Source organism: Pseudomonas sp. H9 (genome assembly GCF_004353925.1).
Classification (GTDB): domain Bacteria; phylum Pseudomonadota; class Gammaproteobacteria; order Pseudomonadales; family Pseudomonadaceae; genus Aquipseudomonas.
The window spans coordinates 75,371-94,066 of record NZ_SMOK01000017.1 but is presented as its reverse complement, the minus strand read 5'-3'; the positions used below and the strand labels follow the sequence as shown (position 1 = coordinate 94,066).

Genomic DNA, 18,696 nt, shown 5'->3' with positions numbered 1-18,696 from the left:
TGGGCGTGGGATAGCAATTGCACAAGCGGGCGATGCATTTATGTCGAGGCACAGGTGCGTACTTGGCCGCAGGTAACGTGCCCGCCTGGCGGGCACGTTACCTGATTGTTACTTGCCGATTCGCTTGAGTTGAGCGGGGGTGAATTCGGCTTGCTGGGTGATCAATCCGATTTCCGGCTTTTTCTGTACTTCGTTGCTCAGAAAGTTGACCACGTAGCGCCCGGAAAGCAGGTCATAGGTGCTCTCGATGGCGCTCAGTGGCAACGCATGATCATGCAGCATGGTCAGGTGCGACTCGTAGTTGCGCCACAACTCGCCACGGCTGTCATAAATATCCGAGGCCATGATCTGCCAAGTGTCTTCATCGATGTAGAAGCGCCGTTTGGCATACATGTGTCGGGCACCGGGCTTGAGATTCGCTTCGAGCACCCACACGCGGTGTTTCTCGTAGCGTGCCAGGTCTGGGTTGATGAAGTTGGGCTTGAGCAGATCGGTGTACTTGACATCCTTGCTGGCTAACTGGAAGGCGTTGTAGCCCACCAACAGTTCCTGCTTGCCGAGTAGTTTCCAGTCGTAGCGGTCTGGTGCGCCATTGAAGCCATCCACGCTGTCCGAGACTACCTGGCCGAAGCTGTAGCGGGCACTGGAGTCATACGCCACCGTGGGGGCGCGACGGACCCGGCGCTGACCTGGGATGTACTGCCAGGCCGAGCGCGGTTCGACGACCTGGTTGATCGGCTCCTGGACGAGGGTGATTTCGCCAGCAAAGCGCGATGGCGACAAGGTCAGTATGCGGTTGAAAAGGAGCACGTTGGAGTCGGCGGGCAGGTCCTTGATGTTTTCCCGCAGAGCATTGAACGCATCGTAAGTCACCAGAGTGAAATCACCTTTTTCCTGTACGGTGGCGGAAGCGTACTCACGGTGCAGGGTGCCACCGCGAAAGCGTGTGAGGTGGTTCCAGAGTACGTGCATGGCATCGGTTGGGATTGGGAAGGGAATGCCGAAGTTATAGTTCTGCAAACCGTAGCCACCTCCGGTTAAGGTGACCTTGTTCAGGTTCTTGCGGCTTTCATCCACGTACTTTTGTGGCAGGCGTGCACTGCGATGCGTCGGGAACACCCGCATGCGATAGTCGGGAAACCTCGCGAACATGGCCTGTTGGCCGGCACTCAACAGGTCTTTGTACTGCGCCAGGTTGCTCTTGCTGACGATGTAGAGTGGCTTTTCGGCGGCATAAGGGTCGGCATAGTTGCCGATGGCGCTGATCGGGGCGGCGCCGCTTTGCATACCACCGTCCCAGGCCGGGATGCTGCCGTCAGCGTTGGCTGCGCGCTCGCTGCCCATCGGCGTCAACGGGCCATCCAGTTGTCCGGCATCTATCGGGTTGGCCTGGGCCAGGGTGCAAGCGGCAAGCAGGCTCAGGGCCAGGGGCAGTTTTTTTATGATTGTATTCATCAGAAACTCACCTTGAAGTTGACCGAGGCAAAGTCACGGTCGTCGATGGTGGAGAACGTGTTGGTGCCGAAAAAGTCGTTGTAAGCCAGCTCCAGCGAGTAGTCGTTGCGGTAGTCGAAGGTCAGCGAAGCGCTCGCTGCCATTTGGCCCTCTTGGAAGTTCGGGCCATAACCTTCGACGTCGTGCCGAAAGTTGATCGCCGGGGTTACCACGGTGGCCGGGATCAGGCTTTCGTAGCTGAGCGCAGCGCGCAGGCGGTAGCCCCAGGAAAATGGGGTGGTGTAACCGTGGGTATTACAGAAGTCGGCGTTTTTCTTCGCCGCTTGCGCCGCATTCAATCCATTGACCGACGGGGTGAAGCAGACGGCGCCGTTGTCCTGCACGCGGCCAAACACGCTGGCGCGGTTATAGCGTTCATCGTCGACGTCCAGCGCTCCGATCCAGTTGGCCCCGGCCTCGGCCGCCCAATTGAGCTTCTGCGCGCCGAGGACGTTGCTGATGCTGTCGGTAGCGCCCAGGCTGTATTGCCAGACTTCCTTGCGTTTGTAGCCATTGATGCGGCTGCCCAGCGGTGGCGCGACGCCGTCGAAGATTGGTGTGCTGGCGCCAGCGCCGGCAATCACGGCCACCACGTCTGAGCCGTTGTAGGCCAAGGGCTGGTTCGGGCGGTAGCTCAGTTCGCTGAACACTGCGGTATCACCGATCACACCACTGAGGCTCAGGCCGAACAGGCGGATGTCTTCGGGGTATTCGGTGAAGTACTGACCGGTCGGCAAGGTGCCGGGTGCCAGGCGGGAGCGCACCACGCCGCTGACCATAGGAGTGCGGCTGTGATAATTGGCGTAGTAAATCCCCAACTCGGCGTCGTTCAGCGATTCCAGGGTCTTGCGCAGCGCCAGCCCGTATTGCCCGCCATCGCTCGCCCACTGGGTGGCGCCACGGCTTTCATACGAACGGGCGCTGATGAGTTGCTGGGTGGTCAGGTTACCGGGCGGGTTCACCAGCATCTGCTCAACCTGGCAGCCTTCCTGGGCGTTGTCGCTGATGGAGAAAAAGGTGCCGCACCCGTCCAGGACCGTAGGGCGGAAGTTGTACTGATAGAAACCTTCCAGGCTCAGGGAGTCAGCCAGGTCATAGTTGAAACTGAGCATCTCGACCGGCAGTTGACCCTCTTTGAGTTCCACGCCCGGGCGGTTGAACGCCGAGGCGTCGAGGGGGTTGATGGCATTGATACCGTTCTGCAGGAACAGCGCCTCACCCCAGGACACCACCTGCTTGCCCAGCTTCACATTGAGCTGGTGTGCGTTGATGTCGAAATTTCTCCAGACATACAGGTCCAGCGCCTCGAAACCCTGAAACTTGGCCAGGTCCTGCCAGCCGCTGTCATCAAAGTTGCGAAAGTCACCGTCTCGGGTTTCGTAGGCATGGTCGTACCAGTATTTGAAGCGCACAAAGGCGCCCTGGTTGCCATCGTTGAGGTCGAAGTCGGTCAGGCCCTTGAACACCTGCGAGATGGCATCGTGCTTCTGGAAGTTGAGCTTGCCGTCATCGGCGTTGTAGTTTATGCCTTCACCGTTTTTTCCGATCGAGCGGGCATCCGCGATGGTCAACTGATTCGGGTCAGCGTTACGCAGTGCCCAGCTGCTGCCCAGGGTCAAGGTGGTGTTAGTGGTCAACGACCAATCGTCACTGACCTGCCAACTGGTGGCCATGGCCAAGGGGCTAACCGTGCCAGCCGCGGTAATGGCGGCGGCCAACAAGGTGGGCCGCATGCTCGGCCGGTGGGTTGCGACGGGGCGAAGACTGGCGAAGTCTTTCATGCTCTAAGTCACCTGTTATTTTTGTATTGGTGAGTACTTCGAACGCCGCCAACGCCGCGGTTGTCGATCTCGGCCGTAGGCTGCGCCCTGCTATCGGGCGGTGTTCAGCCCGCAGCAACAATGGGAGCAATAGCGTGCTGTCAGGTAATCATTGGCCGACAAATACTTTTCCCGAACATCGAAACAGGCCGTCGCTAAGCGCCTCCAATCTGATCTGCGGGGTTCTGGCACTGGAAAGCCTGGGGGTTGACCTTGAGCAATTGCAGTCGCAGTGGGGCACCCGCTTGAGCTACTTGCGCCAACCCAATCTGCGGGTGCCGGCCTTTGTGGCCCGGCGATTCTGGGAAGTGGCACGGGCGTTGAGCGGCGATCCGGCAATCGGTGTGGTGGCTGCGCGGCATATCGACCCCGGGCAGATGCTGGGTGTGGCTTACCTGATGCAACTGATGCCCAGTCGCCAGGCGTCACTGGGAGTGCTGGCGCAGTATTGGCCGCTGTTGGCCGGTCATCTGGAATTGAATTTCGACGAGCGTGAAGGGCATTTGTGCGTAGCCTTGATGCCTGCGCAGACGATGCAACCGGCCACTGAAGAGATCGATTTTTGGGCGGCACAACAAGTCTTGCACCTCAAGGGTATGCCAGGAACCACCAACGCTATTCGCATGCTGCGTCTGCGCCGCAGCGAGCCCGAGAACCCCGGCCCTTGGCTGGCGTTGGCGGTTGGCTCGGTGCAGTTTGGCGCCGAGCGTGATGAAGCCGTCGTGGACATGACAGCCGTCAAGGAGCAACGAGCGCCAGGCAGCCAGGCGGTCGGCAAGGCGCTGCAGGCCGCCTTGCGCAATTACGCGAAGCAAACGTTGCAGGCATCGGTGCTGGAAAGCGTCGCCAGCGAGGTGCTTCAGCACTTGCACGAGCGACCAGACCTGGAGCAGACGGCACAAGCCCTGCACATGACGTCACGCACCTTGCACCGTGCCTTGCAGCGCGAAGGCTGGAGCTTTAACAGCATCGTAGAGGTACATCGGCGATACCTGGCCCGTGACTTGATCCAGGCAAGGGTGTTGAGTATCAGCGAAGTGGCCGGTCGCCTGGGCTATCAGGAGGTGTCTAACTTTATCCGTGCTTTTCGTCGCTGGTATGGCGTCAACCCCGGTGCCTACCAGCAGCGCTGACCGTTTGGCGGTGCCGGGCACCTAAGGCTCGACCCCCTCGCAAAACAGACGCAAACGTGTCACATGAATTTTAAGTTTGTGGTGCCCGCCAAGGAGTACCCCGGCCTGCTCAAGCGCCTTCATGGCCTGGCTGATGCGTGGGCGACTCAGCCCGAGCATCTGCGCCAGCAGTTCATGGGGCAAGCGCTCGGGCAGCTCGAGCCAGTCGCTTACGTGCGTGTGCTGCACTTCAGGCAGCAGGTACAGACGATTGGCCAGACGTTGCTCTGGGCGCTGGATCTTGTTCTGTATTGACATCCAGCACACTTGCTTGAGCTTGGTGCAGGTGTCCCGCAACAGGTTGCGGTAAACAACCGGCCAGCGTTCGGCGAGTTCAAGGAGCGTTGTTTGGGGTAGAAACAGCGCTTCCGAGCGGCGTAGGGCATAGCAGCTAGCCGGGTAAGGCGCATTCTCGAACAATGCAACTTCGCCCATCCAACCCCCTTCGCCAATCACATTGACCACGGCTTCATCGCCTTCGCGATTGGTGAAGCTGATCTTGAAACCACCGCTCAATACGCCGTAGATCCCTTCCGGCTGACTGCCGCATGCATACAGGCACTGACCGGCTTCGCAATATCGGACCTGGGTCTGCTCAAGCAGTTTCTCGATGACGTGCACAGGCACGGCATCGAACCAGGAGCAGGAGGTGAACAGCTGTCGGGGTGAGAGCACGGTGAGCCTCCTGGGTTTGCTGTAATCATGAAAGTTGTCATCCAGATGACAGACCAGGCTCTGGACGCGTTGATAAGTTCAGCTGAGCTTCGAGCTTGCGGCATGCATGTCGTCACTGACAATGCGCGGTAGTGCAATCAAGGAGCGATCAACACTCTTACCTATAACAATAAGGAAAGTCAGTATGCAACGCGTCATTCTCGGCTTAGCACTCGTCTTGGGCAGCGCCTGGGCCCATGCAGAAACACCTGCCCTGGATTTCAACAGCTTCCGTCCAAAACTTGTGCCCATCCCCGTTGCAGAAATCGACTCGGCCAATCAGCGCTCCGGGCTGAGCAACTGTTTCTGGGTTGGTACGGTCAGCCCCGAGACGCACAATATCCTGTTCCCTGACTCCGGGGTAACTTACTGGGCGACGCAGTTCCGATTGCCGGCGGGCGCAAAACTGACCCTGGAAGGGCAGTTCCCGCATGCCCGGCATATCTCTTTCAATAGCTATCTTGAAGGCGTACCGGTCGACCGTATCAATGACGTCATGATGAGCGCTGTAGCAGGCGCGACGAACCCGTTCCAGGCTGGAGCCAGGCGCGACGCCGCACAACGTGATTATCGGGTGAATGTGGCTGAGCTTGCCTTGGTCGCTGGCCAGCCGCTGGATGATGCCAAGCGCGAACCCGGTACGTTGTATGTACAGCAGGGTGATGCCCTGCACCAGCTGTACTACCGAGTCTACGTACCCGATGCCGGGCGTGATGCACGCGGAGGTGTGCCGCTGCCGGAGCCTGTGCTGACACTAGCCGATGGCAAACAGTTGCGCGGTGGCGAGTTGTGCCAGTCCATCGTGGTCAAGGAAGGTTCGATCAACGATGTGCACCTGGCTGCGGAAAAACTCAAAATCTTGCAGAATTTGCCCAGCACCACCTCGCCCCACCATCCGGCGCAAAACCCACCTAACTGGAATGCCTTCTTCAATGCTCCGCTCGCCGCTACTACCACGCTGATCGGCACGCCCTACGAAGCGATCCGCCAGAAAATGGATGTCACCCGGCGCGGCGGCTATTACAGCACCCTGGATAACACCTACATGAGCACCTACATCGATAGCCGCTTTGGCGATGTCTTGGTGCTGCATGCCAAGGCGCCGACCACCCCCAAGACCCATGACGGCGAGACAACCATGGCCGCCGGCCAATTGCGTTACTGGTCAGTGTGCAAATACCGCTCGCTTAGCGACACTGCGGTCGATTCGTGCGTGCATGACGAAGAAGTGCCGACCGACGCGCAAGGCGACTACACCATCGTGGTGTCTGCAGCCGACAAGCGCCCGGTCAATGCCAGGCCTGAATGCGGTGTAGCGTGGATGGACTGGGGGCGCGTGGGCGATGGTATCGGCAACACCCATGGTGGCTTCTTGTTGTACCGCAACATGATCCCGGCAAAAGACTTCCAACAAAGCCTGTTTGCTACCCACAAACTGGGTGAGGAAGCGGCGGTGATGAAGGAATACTTCCCTGACACCCGCTACATGTCCCAAACCGAGTTCGAAAAGCGCGGCTGCAGCATCTGATCAACCGCCCCCAGCCCCCGGTGGGAGCTGGCTTGCCCTGCGATCTGGCGCGAAGCGGCAGCAATTCAGTCGCCTCGGTATACCAGTTGCCTTGCAAGCAGCTGTGTTTACGGCGCGCTGCGCAGCCGATCGCGGGGCAAGGCCCGCTCCCACCGGGCCTACCCGCACCTCGGGCTATCAACTTGCCATTCACCGCGCTCACTCCAGATTCTGTTCCTTCCTCAAGACACAAGCGGGCTTGCCCCGCGATGGCCAGCCGATCCTGCCAACAGGCTGCCGTCAATGTTGAACTTGACACAGCCCTTCACGTTTCGTCGGAAAAGTGTCCCTGATTCACATTCGGGGAGACAATCGAGAGCGATCTTCACATCCTCTCGATCAGGTATGTCCCTGTGGTGTGGTCAGGAGCAAACCATGAGCAAACGCGACAAGCGTGGCAATCCGGTTTCTTATGGCGTGCAAGAGGCAATCGACGCGCTGGACAGCGCTTGCGACTTGCTGCACGCGTACCAGGCCGACCCTCTGGCTGCGGCTGACACCATCATCGCCCAGCATCCGGATTTCGCTCTGGCTCATGCCTTTCGTGCCGGCGCGATTGCGACGGCGACCGACAAGGCGTTCGACGCGGAGCTTCTCAGGAGCCTGGACGCCGCAGAGCACCTGGCAAGCCAAGCCAATGACCGCGAACGCCAGCATATCCATGCCATACGCGCCTGGTTCGACGGCGACTGGGAGCGAGCAATTGAAACCTGGGGCTGTGTTTCGATTGAGTACCCGCGCGATCTGCTGGCCCTGCAATTTGCCCATCTGGGCGATTTCTATCTGGGTTACTCGCACATGCTGCGTGATCGCGTGGCCCGCGTGATGCCGCACTGGGACAGCCAGGTGCCTGGCGTTGGCTTTGTGAAAGGCATGTATGCCTTTGGCCTGGAAGAGTCAGGGGATTACCGCCAGGCCGAAGAGCAGGGGCGCGAGGCGGTAGCCTTGAACCCACAGGATGGCTGGGCTGTGCATGCCGTCACGCATGTCATGGAAATGCAGGGCCGCGCCGAGGAAGGGGCCCGTTACCTTTCATCCAGCGCCAGTGCCTGGGCGCCCAATAGCATGTTTGCCTTCCATCTATGGTGGCACCAGGCGCTGTTCCTGCTTGAGGCCAATGACGTGGCGGGTGCGCTTCGTCTTTTCGATGAAGACATTTCAGCGGGTGGATTTGCTCAGGCGCTTGAGTTGCTGGATAGCTCCGCGCTGCTGTGGAGGCTCTCTCTGCTTGGCCATGACGTTGGCGATCGGTGGCGGGGGCTGGCCGAAAAATGGGAGCCCCGTTGTGAAGATGGCCTGTACGCCTTTAACGACGTGAACGCGATGATGGCGTTTGTGGGGGCTGCAAACAGCCGCGCACAAGTTCAGCAGTTGGACACCCTGAGGCGGGCCGCTGCTGGTATCGGTACCAACGCCATGATGAGCAGGGAGATCGGTGTGCCCGCGTGCGAAGGATTGGTGGCGTTTGGTCGTGGCGATTACGCCCAGGCCATAGCCTGTTTAATGCCGTTACGTGCCAAAGCCAACCGCTTCGGCGGCAGTCACGCGCAGCGCGATGTCTTCTCATGGACACTGATTGAAGCTGCACTGCGCCTGGGCAATCGCGCACTGGCCGAGGCACTGGTTGCCGAGCGGCTTGCACTGAAGCCCCAGAGTCCACTCAACCGCGCCTGGAAACTGCGCGCAGCGAGTGACTGCAGTTAACCAAGCAGGGCGGTCACTGCGAATCTGTGCAAATCAGCTACATTTTCCCTGAGCATCTGCTCCCAGTTCATGTTGTGTTCCGCCCCATTGGCAAGGTGGTTTATAGGTTTGCATCATCAGGGAGGGCTTGTTCAATGCCACACCCGGAACTTGTGCGGTTTATCGAGCAGGCCGACAGGCTCAGCCAGCAACACTGCTCGCCCTGCGACTGCGTGCAAGCCTTGGCACCTTCGATGTTGGAGCTGGTGAGCCATGCGCCGCGCTTTCTTGAGCCCGAACACTACCGCAGCGACCCCAACCACTACTGCCGCAACCTGATTTACCGCGCCGAGGATGACGGTTTGTCGTTGTACGCACTCGTATGGTCACCGGGGCAATGGACCCCGGTTCACGACCACGGCAGTTGGGGCGTGGTCGGCATCGTCGAAGGCGTGTTGGAAGAGCGCAGCTACGTGTGCCTGTCGGCTGACCGCAGCCTGGATGAAGGCATCGACCTGGTGCGAGGTGGCGTCATCCTGTTGCCATCCGGCTCGGTCACCAGCTTTGTACCCAACCCGGACCACATCCATATCACTGGCGTACCCAGCGAACGCTCCCGCGCGGTCAGCCTGCACCTGTATGGGCGCATGATGAACAACTTCCATATCTACGATGTGGACGCAGGCACGCGACGGTTTATGGCGGTGGAGCACAACGCCAGTTAGGCGGATGGTTCAAGCTTCCGAGACGGGCCGCATCGGCGGCCCAGATCTCACTTACGGCTATTCCTTAGTCCGGCACAGAGTGAGCCGAACCGGTGGGAGCGGGCTTGCCCCGCGATGGCCAGCAGCATCAATACATCACCCTTCGGCTAAAGCGGCCTTCTACCCCAGCCTGCTACCGACCCAAAAACGGCCAGCAACAGCCGCTCAGTAAATTTCCACGACTGACCGCTTCCGACTACAGTGGTTTACTGACACGGATCTGGGGGCAATTGCGTATGTCCGATGCAAGCGAGTTTGTGAATGACAGTGAGGTGTACAGAACCTTGCTGGAGTCGACCAAGGCGATTCCCTGGAAGATTGATTGGGCCTCGATGAAATTCGCCTACATCGGCCCTCAAATTGAGGCGTTGTTGGGTTGGAGCCCTGAAAGTTGGGTGAGTGTGGAAGACTGGGCTATGCGCATGCACCCAGAAGATCGCGAATATGTGGTGAATTTCTGCGTCACACAATCCCAGGCTGGCGTGGACCACGAGGCTGACTACCGAGCACTGACCAAAGACAACGGCTATGTATGGATTCGCGACGTTGTGCACGTGGTGCGCAATGACAGGGGCGAGGTCGAAGCACTGATCGGTTTCATGTTTGACATCAGCGAACGCAAGAAGACCGAAGACCAACTGCTGAGCTTGCAGAAAGAGCTAGAGGTGCTGTCGTTCAAGGACGGTTTGACGAATATCGCCAACCGCCGCCGCTTCGATAGCTGTTTCGAGTTGGAATGGGAACGTGCGCGCCGCGAACGCCAGCCACTGTCTCTGCTCTTGTTGGACGTCGATTTTTTCAAGCAGTACAACGATTTGTACGGCCATGTTCAAGGCGACAAATGTTTGATAACGATTGCCCAAACGCTGAGTTTGGCGTTGGACGGCCCTCGCGATCTTGTGGCTCGTTATGGCGGCGAAGAGTTTGTCGTGCTGCTGCCCGAAGCCGATGCCGAGGTGGCGCGTAAAGTTGCTGAGCGTTGCCAGCGGTTGATTCAGAAGCAATCCATCGTGCATGCGCTATCGCCACATGGTCACCGCGTGACTGTCAGCATAGGCGCAGGCTCGGTGGCGCCAGGTGAGCGGGAAAAGCTTACAGACTTCATCAAAGCCGTAGACCAGCAGCTGTATGCGGCTAAAAACAATGGACGGCACCGCATTGAATATGTGCCATTGGAGGGGGCGGGGTGCTGGTCTGCAGTTGAAAGTGCAGAAGAATAAACAACTAACAGTCATTCATAGAGGGCCTGTGAGTTCTGCTGAGGGTCGAAAGCAGCCTCTCGCAACCGTCCGACAGGGCACACGCTCATCACCGAGTTGAATCGGTAACCTGTAGGCCCATAGTCAGCGAATCGCCCATGAACGCTCGTAAAGTATCCATCTGCGGTGCACTCAGGAAAAACGATGAGCCAGGCTGGGTTTCATAGCTTCCAGGCCAAGGCCCGCGACGTGCCGCACCTGCTCATCGGTATCCTGTGTTGCCAGGCGTAGCGCCTCAATGGCTCGAAGCGCGTCGCCGGGCAGCAGGCCACGGTTATTCAATCCACTCACGGCATGACGACGAATGGCTACGTGGGGTGAAACCAAACCGCGCAAGGCTTCGCTAACATCGGCGGCGGTGGTATCGATCTGGCCGTAGACTTCTTCAAGGGTCTCTTCAACAGCAGCCCGAAGCTCAGGACGCTGATCAAGCAGACGCTCAACGGGTGTGTAGTTCAGCACCGGTGGCTGCACGCCCCGCCAGCGGAAACCGTCAAAGTTAGCGCAAATCCCCGCGACAGCGACGTCGGGCGCTTGCTGCATAAGCCAATCGAAATCCTCAAGGTAACCCAAGGCATTTGCGCACCAGTTGCGGGTCGGCTGCTTACAGGCCTCAATCGCCTGTCGGCGCAGGGCCTGGATGACGGGCTCATCAGCCATGCCGGCCAGCCCGAGAATACGCGCGGCAGCGGTAGACTCTTTATGCCCGCTGAGCTGCTCGATAAGCGCTGCCTGTGCGGGACGGCCGTTGGCAATCAGCCAGCGCTCTGCGTCTTCCCCCGAAATGCCATCCGAACAATGTAAGCGGCTGACGTAGAACGCGACCTGCTCGGCGAGCGGCAAGGCAGTGACATCGCGCAGGGTGTTTTCAATCGCCAGTTCGACAGGGAAATTATCCTCGAACTGCTGGCGGGTCATGCTGCGCTTGGCCAAGGGCATATAGCCAGCAAAGTCATGAAAAATCACCACGAAGCCAGGCGTCACACCAGGATGCTGGCTGAAATGGCGGCCCAGGGACCTGGCGGCACGGCTAACGGTGACCAGCAAGCGTTGCTCAGCCGCTTGCCATTGGCGCGGGCCAAGCCGATTGGCGTGGGCTTGCAGCTCATCATCGAGCCGCGTAAACGGCTCACCAGCGCAGATTTCCCAATCCCAGCGCCAGTCCGCCGGGTTCCACTTCACCGAACTGAAGCTTTCATCCTCCTCGTCGGGGTAGTCTTCGCTGAGTGCTTGCAGGCTGTTTGCGGCAAAGCTGGGCAGCGACAGAACCGCCTCTTCTTCTCGGTAGCTGGCATGAAACGCTGCGGCGTACAAAGGGCTGCCTCCCTCATCGAGCAGCGTTTGTAATGTTTGTCTGGCGGCGTCGAAAAGCGCCTGTTCCAGAGCCGTCCAATTCATCATTCAGGTCCTTGCTGACAAGTAAGTTCAGCCGAGCAGATCGAGCATCCCCTCAAGGGTGCTTTCCAGACGGGCCAATTCAATGTGCGAGCCATCGCCATATTCAGCGATACGCAGCGCATATTCAACGATCATCGTGAGCCCCAAAGGTGCTCGATGGCCGGGGTATTTGCGCAGCTTGAGTTCTACCCGGGTCGGGCTTAGCCAGGTGCTGAGGTCTGCTGACCACAGAGGATCCTCGAAGCCAAACACCACGTTTCTGTTTTGGGTATCTATGATTTGCGGCGGGAACAGCCAGTGCGAGTTGCCTGCTTCTCACGGGGTCGCCTGGAATTGGTAGCGACCGTCTGGAGACAAGGACTGTATTTCAATGTCGCTCTTGAGTGTGCGTCCGCAAAGGGGTGGAAGGCGTCTGTCGCAATAGGCTGGATTCGGCTGATTGCGGCCGGTCGCCAATGGCAGCAATGGGTCGAAAGCTGCCGGTCATAGATGGCTGCTTACGACCCGAAGCAGCCATTCCAGTGGACAAATCACCGACCTGTCAGAACGCTGGATTCCTAAACGTGAGCGAACTCAACGGCATTACTTTCCTGGGCCAGGATATGCACCCCAAAGCTTTTGATGCTGGGCAAAGTGGCATTGTGGTGAGCGATGATTTGCGCCGCCTCGGCATGGGCTTTGTCGTGAGTAGTGTGAGCATCACTCACTAGGGTCACGTCATACCCCAGTGAAGCTGCACGCCGGACCGTGGTGTCGATGCAGAATTCCGTGGCATAGCCACATACGACAAGATGAGAAATGCCGCTTTCTACCAGTACGGATTCGAGATTCGTTTTCAAAAAGGAATCAGGGGTGGTCTTGCGAACAAAATGATCAGTGCTGCCTGTAATGAGCCCGGCATCCAGGGTCCATGCTTCGCTGCCATGCCTGAAATAGTCGCCGCTGATAGCTTCGTGCTGAACAAAGATAACGGGCGCGTTATCCAATCTAGCGCGCCGTGACAATTCGTTAATACGATTCACGACCTCTAAAGATGAGTTGGGCCTAGGTAATGGCGTAAATAGCCCGTGCTGCACATCGATCACGATCAGTGCTTTCATATCTGCTTCCTTACGAAACGAACCGGCGATGGGGATTGTCGCTGTTCCCCATGAATGACTGCAATGGGTCGGAAGCAGCCTGTCGCATCTGGCGAAAGTCGGCCATTAGCAGACGGCCCGATAGATGTTCTGGCAGGTGTTGAAACGAAAAAGCGGGTCAATTTGATCCGCTCTTGGGTGTTAGGTGATGACGCCAGCCTCCTAGCGCATTGCCACCAACTTGATGCCGAACCCCACCAGGCAAGCGCCGGCCAGACGCTCCAGCATATTGGCGACGCGTGGGTTGGCGCGCATGCGCTGAGCCAGCTTATAGGTCAAGGCTACGGCGATCAGGCCATAGAGGAACGTTACCACAGCAACGGTCGCAGCCATGAAGGCAAAGGTGACAAGGCCCTGATGCTTCACCGGATCGATAAAGAGCGGCAGGAATGCCATATAGAACACGATCGCCTTGGGGTTCAGCAGGGTGATAATCATCGTCTGGCGCAAGTAGTGGCCGTTATCCATTCGACTGGCGCGGGGCGCACTGCCCGGCTTGCTCAGTAGCATTCGCAGCCCAAGCCATGCGAGGTACATAGCGCCCAGCCATTGCACGGCATGGAATGCCGCCGGATAGGTGGCCAACAAAGTTGCTACCCCCGCTACCGCCATCCACAACAGCACCTGGTCGCCGAGGATCACCCCACAGGTCGCCGCCAGACCAGCCTTGATACCGCCCTTTCCTGTGGCTGAAATCAAAGCGAAGTTCCCGGGGCCGGGAATGGCAAGGAGGACAATGAAGGCGATCAGGAATGAGCCGTAGTCGGTGACTCCAAGCATGGGTAGCTCTCCGGAACGATAAGACAGGCTGAACTTGCGCAGTCTATCACCTCTGCGCTACGCGGTAGATGGCTCTGCCTCACACTCGCCAACCTGCCCTAGCCAGGCAGGATGTCATTGCTGCTGGTTGGCTAAAGGAGAGTGAGATAGAAATCTTGTAGGGAGTGACTGCTATTGGCTGTGGATTCAACCGGTCGATGCAACTCATTGGCTGAACCTGTCGGCCGGTGTTTCGTAGTTTAGTGTCTTTTGAGGGCGTTCATTCAGCGTCCTCGCCACCGCATTGACCTTCTTCGCATAATTGATGGCATCCTTACCTGTGGGGTTTTCAATCTGCGACAAAGGGTTGCTTATTTCATGGATTCGCAGTTGCCATTACCTTCTGAGACGGGCCGCACCTGCGGCCCAGATCTCACCTGCGGCTACTCCTTCGCCGCGGCTCGATCCGCCTGCGCAGCACGACGCAATACCGCCAACGTCGCCGCGCGGGCTTCCACTTCATCCAGCACAGCCTCGACCAGCGCCAGGCTCATTTCCAGCGATTGCTCAGTCGCCCACAACAACCCACGCGCCTCGCTATCGACCATGTCACAGGCGTGGGCCGTGGTGTGATAGGCGCTTTTGAGCAAGACGCAGGCGTGGACCAACGCATCTTCGGAAGAGACACCTGTGCGCACGGCGAACAGAGGATCGTGGCTGCCGTTGCAGGTGCCAAAGGTGGTGCTGGTTTGGGTGGTGGAGGGTGGTGGATCGGGGACTATCTTTGTCATGGTGGAGCTCCTTGATTGATGGAGCCGCCACGTATCGCTACCAAACGAATGGGTGGCGGCTGTGCGCAGGTTGGTAGACCGGGAATCAAGGAACCCAGCGCGCACGAGTGCGCCCTACGCACAGCTGCCATAACACGAAACAGCGGGCACAAAAAAAGCGCCAACTGCTCGGATAGGACGCTTGTGCGCCTTGATTATCGTCCGGGCTACCAAACCCGGTCGCTGGATTGACAGCGACGGTGGGAGGGTAGCGGGGTTGGGGGAGGGATTCAAGGGGTAGTGAGTTTCGACTCGCTACAGACGGAACAACAGTCCGTCACTGTGAAAGCCGAGCCAGTGGGAGCGGGCCTCCCCCGCGATGGCCAATGTCTGAATGATGAAAACGAAGGTCCCAATCGCACGCCAAGCTGCCAAGTAGTGAGGAATTCCCGTCATTCGTCTTCTTCAAGTATGAACTCCACTGTCTTTTCTATTGATAAGCTCCATGAAACACTTGAACGAATCATGGAACATTAAGGACCTGGAGGTCGTGTGGGTATTTTAGATTTTCGTGAGATTCCTTCTGCCAGCCCTAAGCTGCGAAAGGCTAGAAAAAAGGCATTGGTAAAGGATGAACTGGATGCATTTGAAAAATTTGCGGAAGAATATTTTGAAAAGATACTAGGTGGCGTTGTACTGGCAGGTACCGCAAGGGGGCCAGATAATGATTTGGATCTCAAGGTCCAATTGAATGGTGAGAATGTATTAGTCAGCTGCAAGCATTATGCTGATGGCGATAATGCCGTGGGCGCCGATCAGGAATACGATCCGTTGTCAGCCGTCTACTCCAATGGCTGCACGAAATTTATCGGTTTCTACTCCACCGTGCCCAGCGGTCCTCTAATCACTAAACTCGAAGGACTCAAGAACAATAAAAGCATGCCCTTTGACTACGAAATCCTGAAAAATTCGGACATCGAGTCGCGCCTACTTGATAAAGACAATGTCGTGGGTTGGTTATTTGCCGCGCGATATTTTCCCGTCAGCTACGCAAACCTATTCAGGCGATTTGTCGTACCTATTGAGCACTACAAAGAAAAAGACTTGAAGAAAACCAACTCAGCAAGCTGGGAATTAGATGGGCCCTTCGGCGGGATCTTCTCTGGTGGGAATATTGATAAGGCCCAAGTGGTTCAGAGGGCAAACGATGCGTTGACCAACAATGTTCATGCCAGTTTTTTTTCCGAGGCGTTGAAAGACGCCATCGATTGCTTTCCTGAATACTTTAAGTATCGCGCGGATGCAGACCTGCAAGCGCTGGAGAACAGCGATGTCTCACCTGATTGGGATCGGCCTTTGACTTATGAGGGCAACAGGGATTGTAATTTACCTATTATGGTATGCGGCCTCTGGTCTTTCTGGTGCCCCAGAAGAGCGCTTGAAAAATACCTGGATTTTATGCAGGCCTCTGAGCTGTTGAATGATCCGCCTGACAGCAAGGCGTTAATCATTGCCCGCGCGCAAACAAGCCTGAATTATTCTTCATATTTGTCTGCCGGTAACATTGCGCGTAGGTCTTCAGGGAAATATAGAGATATATTCTGCAGGCTGACTGCTTTTTGTCAGCTTTCACTTAATGAATACAAAGGTGAGAACAGCGCCAGTTTCAGGGGAGAAGCTGGTGAGCGGGTCATCTGGAATTTCAAGGCGGGCGAAGGCTTGAGCTTTCTCTTTGACAGGATTTTGGGCAATTAGAGAAAACATAGTACGGTACTGCAACGGCACCGATCTGTGCGGGGAGGAGGTTAAAATCAAACCTCCAAACCGAATGCCTCTCCCCTCATATCAACAACCCAACCGCATCAAACAACTCCCGATCTTCCCGCTTATTCGACCGCGCCCGCCGCCTGACCACCTGTAACAAACACTCCACAAAACACTGCGCCGCCGCCCCCAACTGGGTATTTCGCGGCGTCACAATCCCGATCGTATCCGTAGCAAACGTCTCTTCCAGTTCCAGCTTGCTCACCCGTTCCCGATAAATCGGCACGGTCAGCATCGGCTCGGGGCAGTAGCTCAACATATCCGTCTGTTCAATCAACGACAGCATCAACTGCAACGACTGCGCCCGCTGCACCTGCTCGACGGGAATCTGCGCATTGTGCTGCCAGAACAACTCCGTCATGAAGTCGTCATGCCCGGTGTCTGGGTAGTTCACCACCCAATCCTGATCCAGCAGCTCATGAATGCTGCGAACCCCCTGTTTCGGATGCCCGTTTCTGGCTATCACCGCCATCTTGTAGGTGAGCAGCGGGTCACAGGCAAACTCCGGCCTCGGCAGCAGGGCGGAGACCAGGCCAATGGCGAATTCCATGGTGCCTTCGCGCAGGCGCGGGAGGGTAACGGCCATCAGGCCTTCGAAGATTTCCAGGCGCACTTTTGGCATGCGTTGGCGGAACAGTTGCACCACTTCCGGCAGTAATGCCATGCCCATCCACGGCGAAATGGCAAAGCGCAGGTGGCCTTCGGTCTGGCCTTTGAGGTGGGTGAGTTCGCGCTGCGCTTGTTCCAGTTGCCCGAGCATTTGCCGGGCATGGGTGAGCAGCGAGCGGCCGTAGAGGGTCAGGCCAACGCCATTGGCGTTGCGCACCAGCAGCGGCAGTTGCAGGTCGGTTTCCAGTTCGCGCAGGGCTTTGGAGATGGCGGTTTGTGAGACGTTCACTGCGCGCGCAGCGGCGCGGATGCTGCCGCAATCGGCAATGGCCACCAGTGCCTGGAGTTGATGCAGCTTCATGGTTTCCCTTGCCTGTGAGCGTAAACCTTTGGTTGTCAGCCCAACCGAATTGCGGACTTCCGGGGCTGCGGAGCCTGCCCCATGATCTGCGCAGCATGCCCAGCCCTGGGAAAAACAACAATAGGAAACGCCATGAGTCATCCGTCCGTGCTCCCCGGTATTCAGGCCATTGAAGCTGAAATGATCGCCCTGCGCCGGCACCTGCATGCTCACCCGGAGTTGAGCTTTGAAGAGTTCGCCACCAGTGACTTGATTGCCGCAAAACTTCAGGAATGGGGTTATGAGGTACACCGTGGCCTGGGTGAGACTGGTGTGGTCGGCAGGCTGAAACGCGGCACGGGTAGCAAGGCCATCGGCCTGCGCGCGGATATGGATGCGTTGCCTATTACTGAGCAGACCGGCTTACCTTACGCCAGTCAGCATGACGGCAAGATGCATGCCTGTGGGCATGACGGGCACAGTGCGATGCTGTTGGCGGCAGCCAGGCATTTGGCGCAAAGCGGTGAGTTCGATGGCACGCTGACGATGATTTTTCAGCCGGCCGAGGAGGGTGATGGCGGCGCCCGGCGCATGATTGAAGACGGGCTGTTTGAGCGCTTTCCGTGCGATGCGGTGTTTGCCATGCACAACATGCCGGGGCTGCCGGTGGGCAAGTTGGCGTTTCGTAGTGGGCCGTTCATGGCGTCGACGGACACGGTCAGCATTCATGTCCAGGGCGTTGGTGGGCATGGGGCGATGCCGCACAAGGCGATTGATGCGGTGCTGGTCGGCTCGGCCATCGTTATGGCGCTGCAGAGTGTGGTGGCACGCAGTGTCAATCCGCTCGATTGCGCGGTGGTGACGGTGGGGGCGTTTCATGCTGGTACTGCCGCGAATGTGATTCCCGAACATTGCGCGCTGCAGTTGAGCGTGCGAGCGCTGACGCTGGAGGTGCGCGACCAGTTGATCGAGCGAATTACTGCCATCGCTGAAGCGCAGGCTGCCAGCTTTGGCGCCAGTGCGCGGGTGGTGGTGGATGAGGCGCAGCGTTTTCCGCCGCTGGTCAATCATGAGCAGCCCACCGCGTTCGCGCGTCAGGTGGCGCTGGGCTGGTTAGGCAGCGACGGGGTGATCAGCGAAACGGCGCCGCTGACTGGCAGCGAAGATTTTGCCGTGATGCTCCAGCATTGCCCCGGTAGCTACTTGCTGATCGGTAATGGCGACGGCGAGGGGGGCTGCATGGTGCATAACCCCGGTTACGACTTCAATGACGACTGCCTGGGCCTGGGCGCCAGCTACTGGGTGCGTTTGGTCGAAGCTTTTCTGGTCTGAATTTCACTGCCTGCCCGCCCAGCAGCCGTGAGCGCTTCGGGCCAGAGGAGTT

At 58.0% G+C, this 18,696-nt stretch carries 15 protein-coding genes; 7 read left to right on the top strand and 8 right to left on the bottom strand.

Features of this window, described 5'->3' with window-relative positions:
• Positions 1–108 precede the first annotated feature (108 nt).
• Both E1573_RS14325 and E1573_RS14320 read right to left on the bottom strand, forming a co-directional pair.
• Positions 109–1,455 (bottom strand): DUF1329 domain-containing protein, encoded by a 1,347-nt coding sequence (locus E1573_RS14325; RefSeq protein WP_133214746.1) that lies wholly within the window; start codon positions 1,453–1,455, stop codon positions 109–111.
• Positions 1,455–3,275: a DUF1302 domain-containing protein gene (locus E1573_RS14320; protein ID WP_256659536.1), complete on the bottom strand. Its 1,821-nt coding sequence runs from the start codon at positions 3,273–3,275 to the stop codon at positions 1,455–1,457. The genes E1573_RS14325 and E1573_RS14320 overlap by 1 nt, the downstream gene beginning before the upstream one ends.
• Before the next feature lie 134 nt (positions 3,276–3,409).
• On the opposite strand from E1573_RS14320, the gene E1573_RS14315 reads away from it, so the two are divergent.
• Entirely contained in the window at positions 3,410–4,447 is a 1,038-nt protein-coding gene (locus E1573_RS14315; RefSeq protein ID WP_165957330.1) for an AraC family transcriptional regulator, read from the top strand.
• A gap of 21 nt (positions 4,448–4,468) precedes the next feature.
• On the opposite strand, the gene E1573_RS14310 is transcribed toward E1573_RS14315, so the two are convergent.
• Positions 4,469–5,161 (bottom strand): Crp/Fnr family transcriptional regulator, encoded by a 693-nt coding sequence (locus tag E1573_RS14310; RefSeq protein WP_133214742.1) that lies wholly within the window; start codon positions 5,159–5,161, stop codon positions 4,469–4,471.
• Between the two features lie 184 nt (positions 5,162–5,345).
• Here E1573_RS14310 and E1573_RS14305 point away from each other — a divergent pair, with 184 nt between their 5' ends.
• The 4 genes from E1573_RS14305 to E1573_RS14290 all read left to right on the top strand — a co-directional run bounded on the left by E1573_RS14305 (position 5,346) and on the right by E1573_RS14290 (position 10,434).
• Positions 5,346–6,728 (top strand): hypothetical protein, encoded by a 1,383-nt coding sequence (locus E1573_RS14305; RefSeq protein ID WP_133214740.1) that lies wholly within the window; start codon positions 5,346–5,348, stop codon positions 6,726–6,728.
• Positions 6,729–7,142: 414 nt separating this feature from the next.
• The gene (locus E1573_RS14300; protein WP_133214738.1) at positions 7,143–8,471 is read left to right on the top strand and encodes a tetratricopeptide repeat protein; all 1,329 of its coding nucleotides are present in this window, start codon (positions 7,143–7,145) and stop codon (positions 8,469–8,471) included.
• A gap of 134 nt (positions 8,472–8,605) precedes the next feature.
• Positions 8,606–9,175 carry a cysteine dioxygenase family protein gene (locus E1573_RS14295; protein WP_133214736.1) on the top strand — a complete coding sequence of 190 codons (570 nt, stop codon included), beginning with the start codon at positions 8,606–8,608 and terminating at the stop codon, positions 9,173–9,175.
• A gap of 275 nt (positions 9,176–9,450) precedes the next feature.
• Positions 9,451–10,434 carry a sensor domain-containing diguanylate cyclase gene (locus tag E1573_RS14290; protein ID WP_133214734.1) on the top strand — a complete coding sequence of 328 codons (984 nt, stop codon included), beginning with the start codon at positions 9,451–9,453 and terminating at the stop codon, positions 10,432–10,434.
• A gap of 171 nt (positions 10,435–10,605) precedes the next feature.
• On the opposite strand, the gene E1573_RS14285 is transcribed toward E1573_RS14290, so the two are convergent.
• The 4 genes from E1573_RS14285 to E1573_RS14265 form a co-directional block, all read right to left on the bottom strand.
• Positions 10,606–11,871 carry a DUF4303 domain-containing protein gene (locus E1573_RS14285; protein WP_165957329.1) on the bottom strand — a complete coding sequence of 422 codons (1,266 nt, stop codon included), beginning with the start codon at positions 11,869–11,871 and terminating at the stop codon, positions 10,606–10,608.
• 557 nt (positions 11,872–12,428) lie between these two features.
• On the bottom strand, positions 12,429–12,971 hold the full coding sequence (locus E1573_RS14275; protein ID WP_133214730.1) for a cysteine hydrolase family protein: 543 nt from the start codon (positions 12,969–12,971) through the stop codon (positions 12,429–12,431).
• Between the two features lie 201 nt (positions 12,972–13,172).
• Positions 13,173–13,790: a LysE family transporter gene (locus tag E1573_RS14270; protein ID WP_133214728.1), complete on the bottom strand. Its 618-nt coding sequence runs from the start codon at positions 13,788–13,790 to the stop codon at positions 13,173–13,175.
• A gap of 422 nt (positions 13,791–14,212) precedes the next feature.
• Complete coding sequence (locus tag E1573_RS14265) at positions 14,213–14,560, bottom strand: DUF6124 family protein (protein ID WP_133214726.1); 348 nt, start codon at positions 14,558–14,560, stop codon at positions 14,213–14,215.
• Between the two features lie 531 nt (positions 14,561–15,091).
• Here E1573_RS14265 and E1573_RS14260 point away from each other — a divergent pair.
• A complete protein-coding gene (locus E1573_RS14260; protein WP_133214724.1) occupies positions 15,092–16,294 on the top strand; it encodes a hypothetical protein in 1,203 nt (400 codons plus the stop codon).
• 85 nt (positions 16,295–16,379) lie between these two features.
• On the opposite strand, the gene E1573_RS14255 is transcribed toward E1573_RS14260, so the two are convergent.
• Positions 16,380–17,333 (bottom strand): LysR family transcriptional regulator, encoded by a 954-nt coding sequence (locus tag E1573_RS14255; protein ID WP_133214722.1) that lies wholly within the window; start codon positions 17,331–17,333, stop codon positions 16,380–16,382.
• Positions 17,334–17,465: 132 nt separating this feature from the next.
• On the opposite strand from E1573_RS14255, the gene E1573_RS14250 reads away from it, so the two are divergent.
• Positions 17,466–18,644 carry a M20 aminoacylase family protein gene (locus tag E1573_RS14250; RefSeq protein ID WP_133214720.1) on the top strand — a complete coding sequence of 393 codons (1,179 nt, stop codon included), beginning with the start codon at positions 17,466–17,468 and terminating at the stop codon, positions 18,642–18,644.
• The last annotated feature ends 52 nt before the right edge of the window (positions 18,645–18,696 follow it).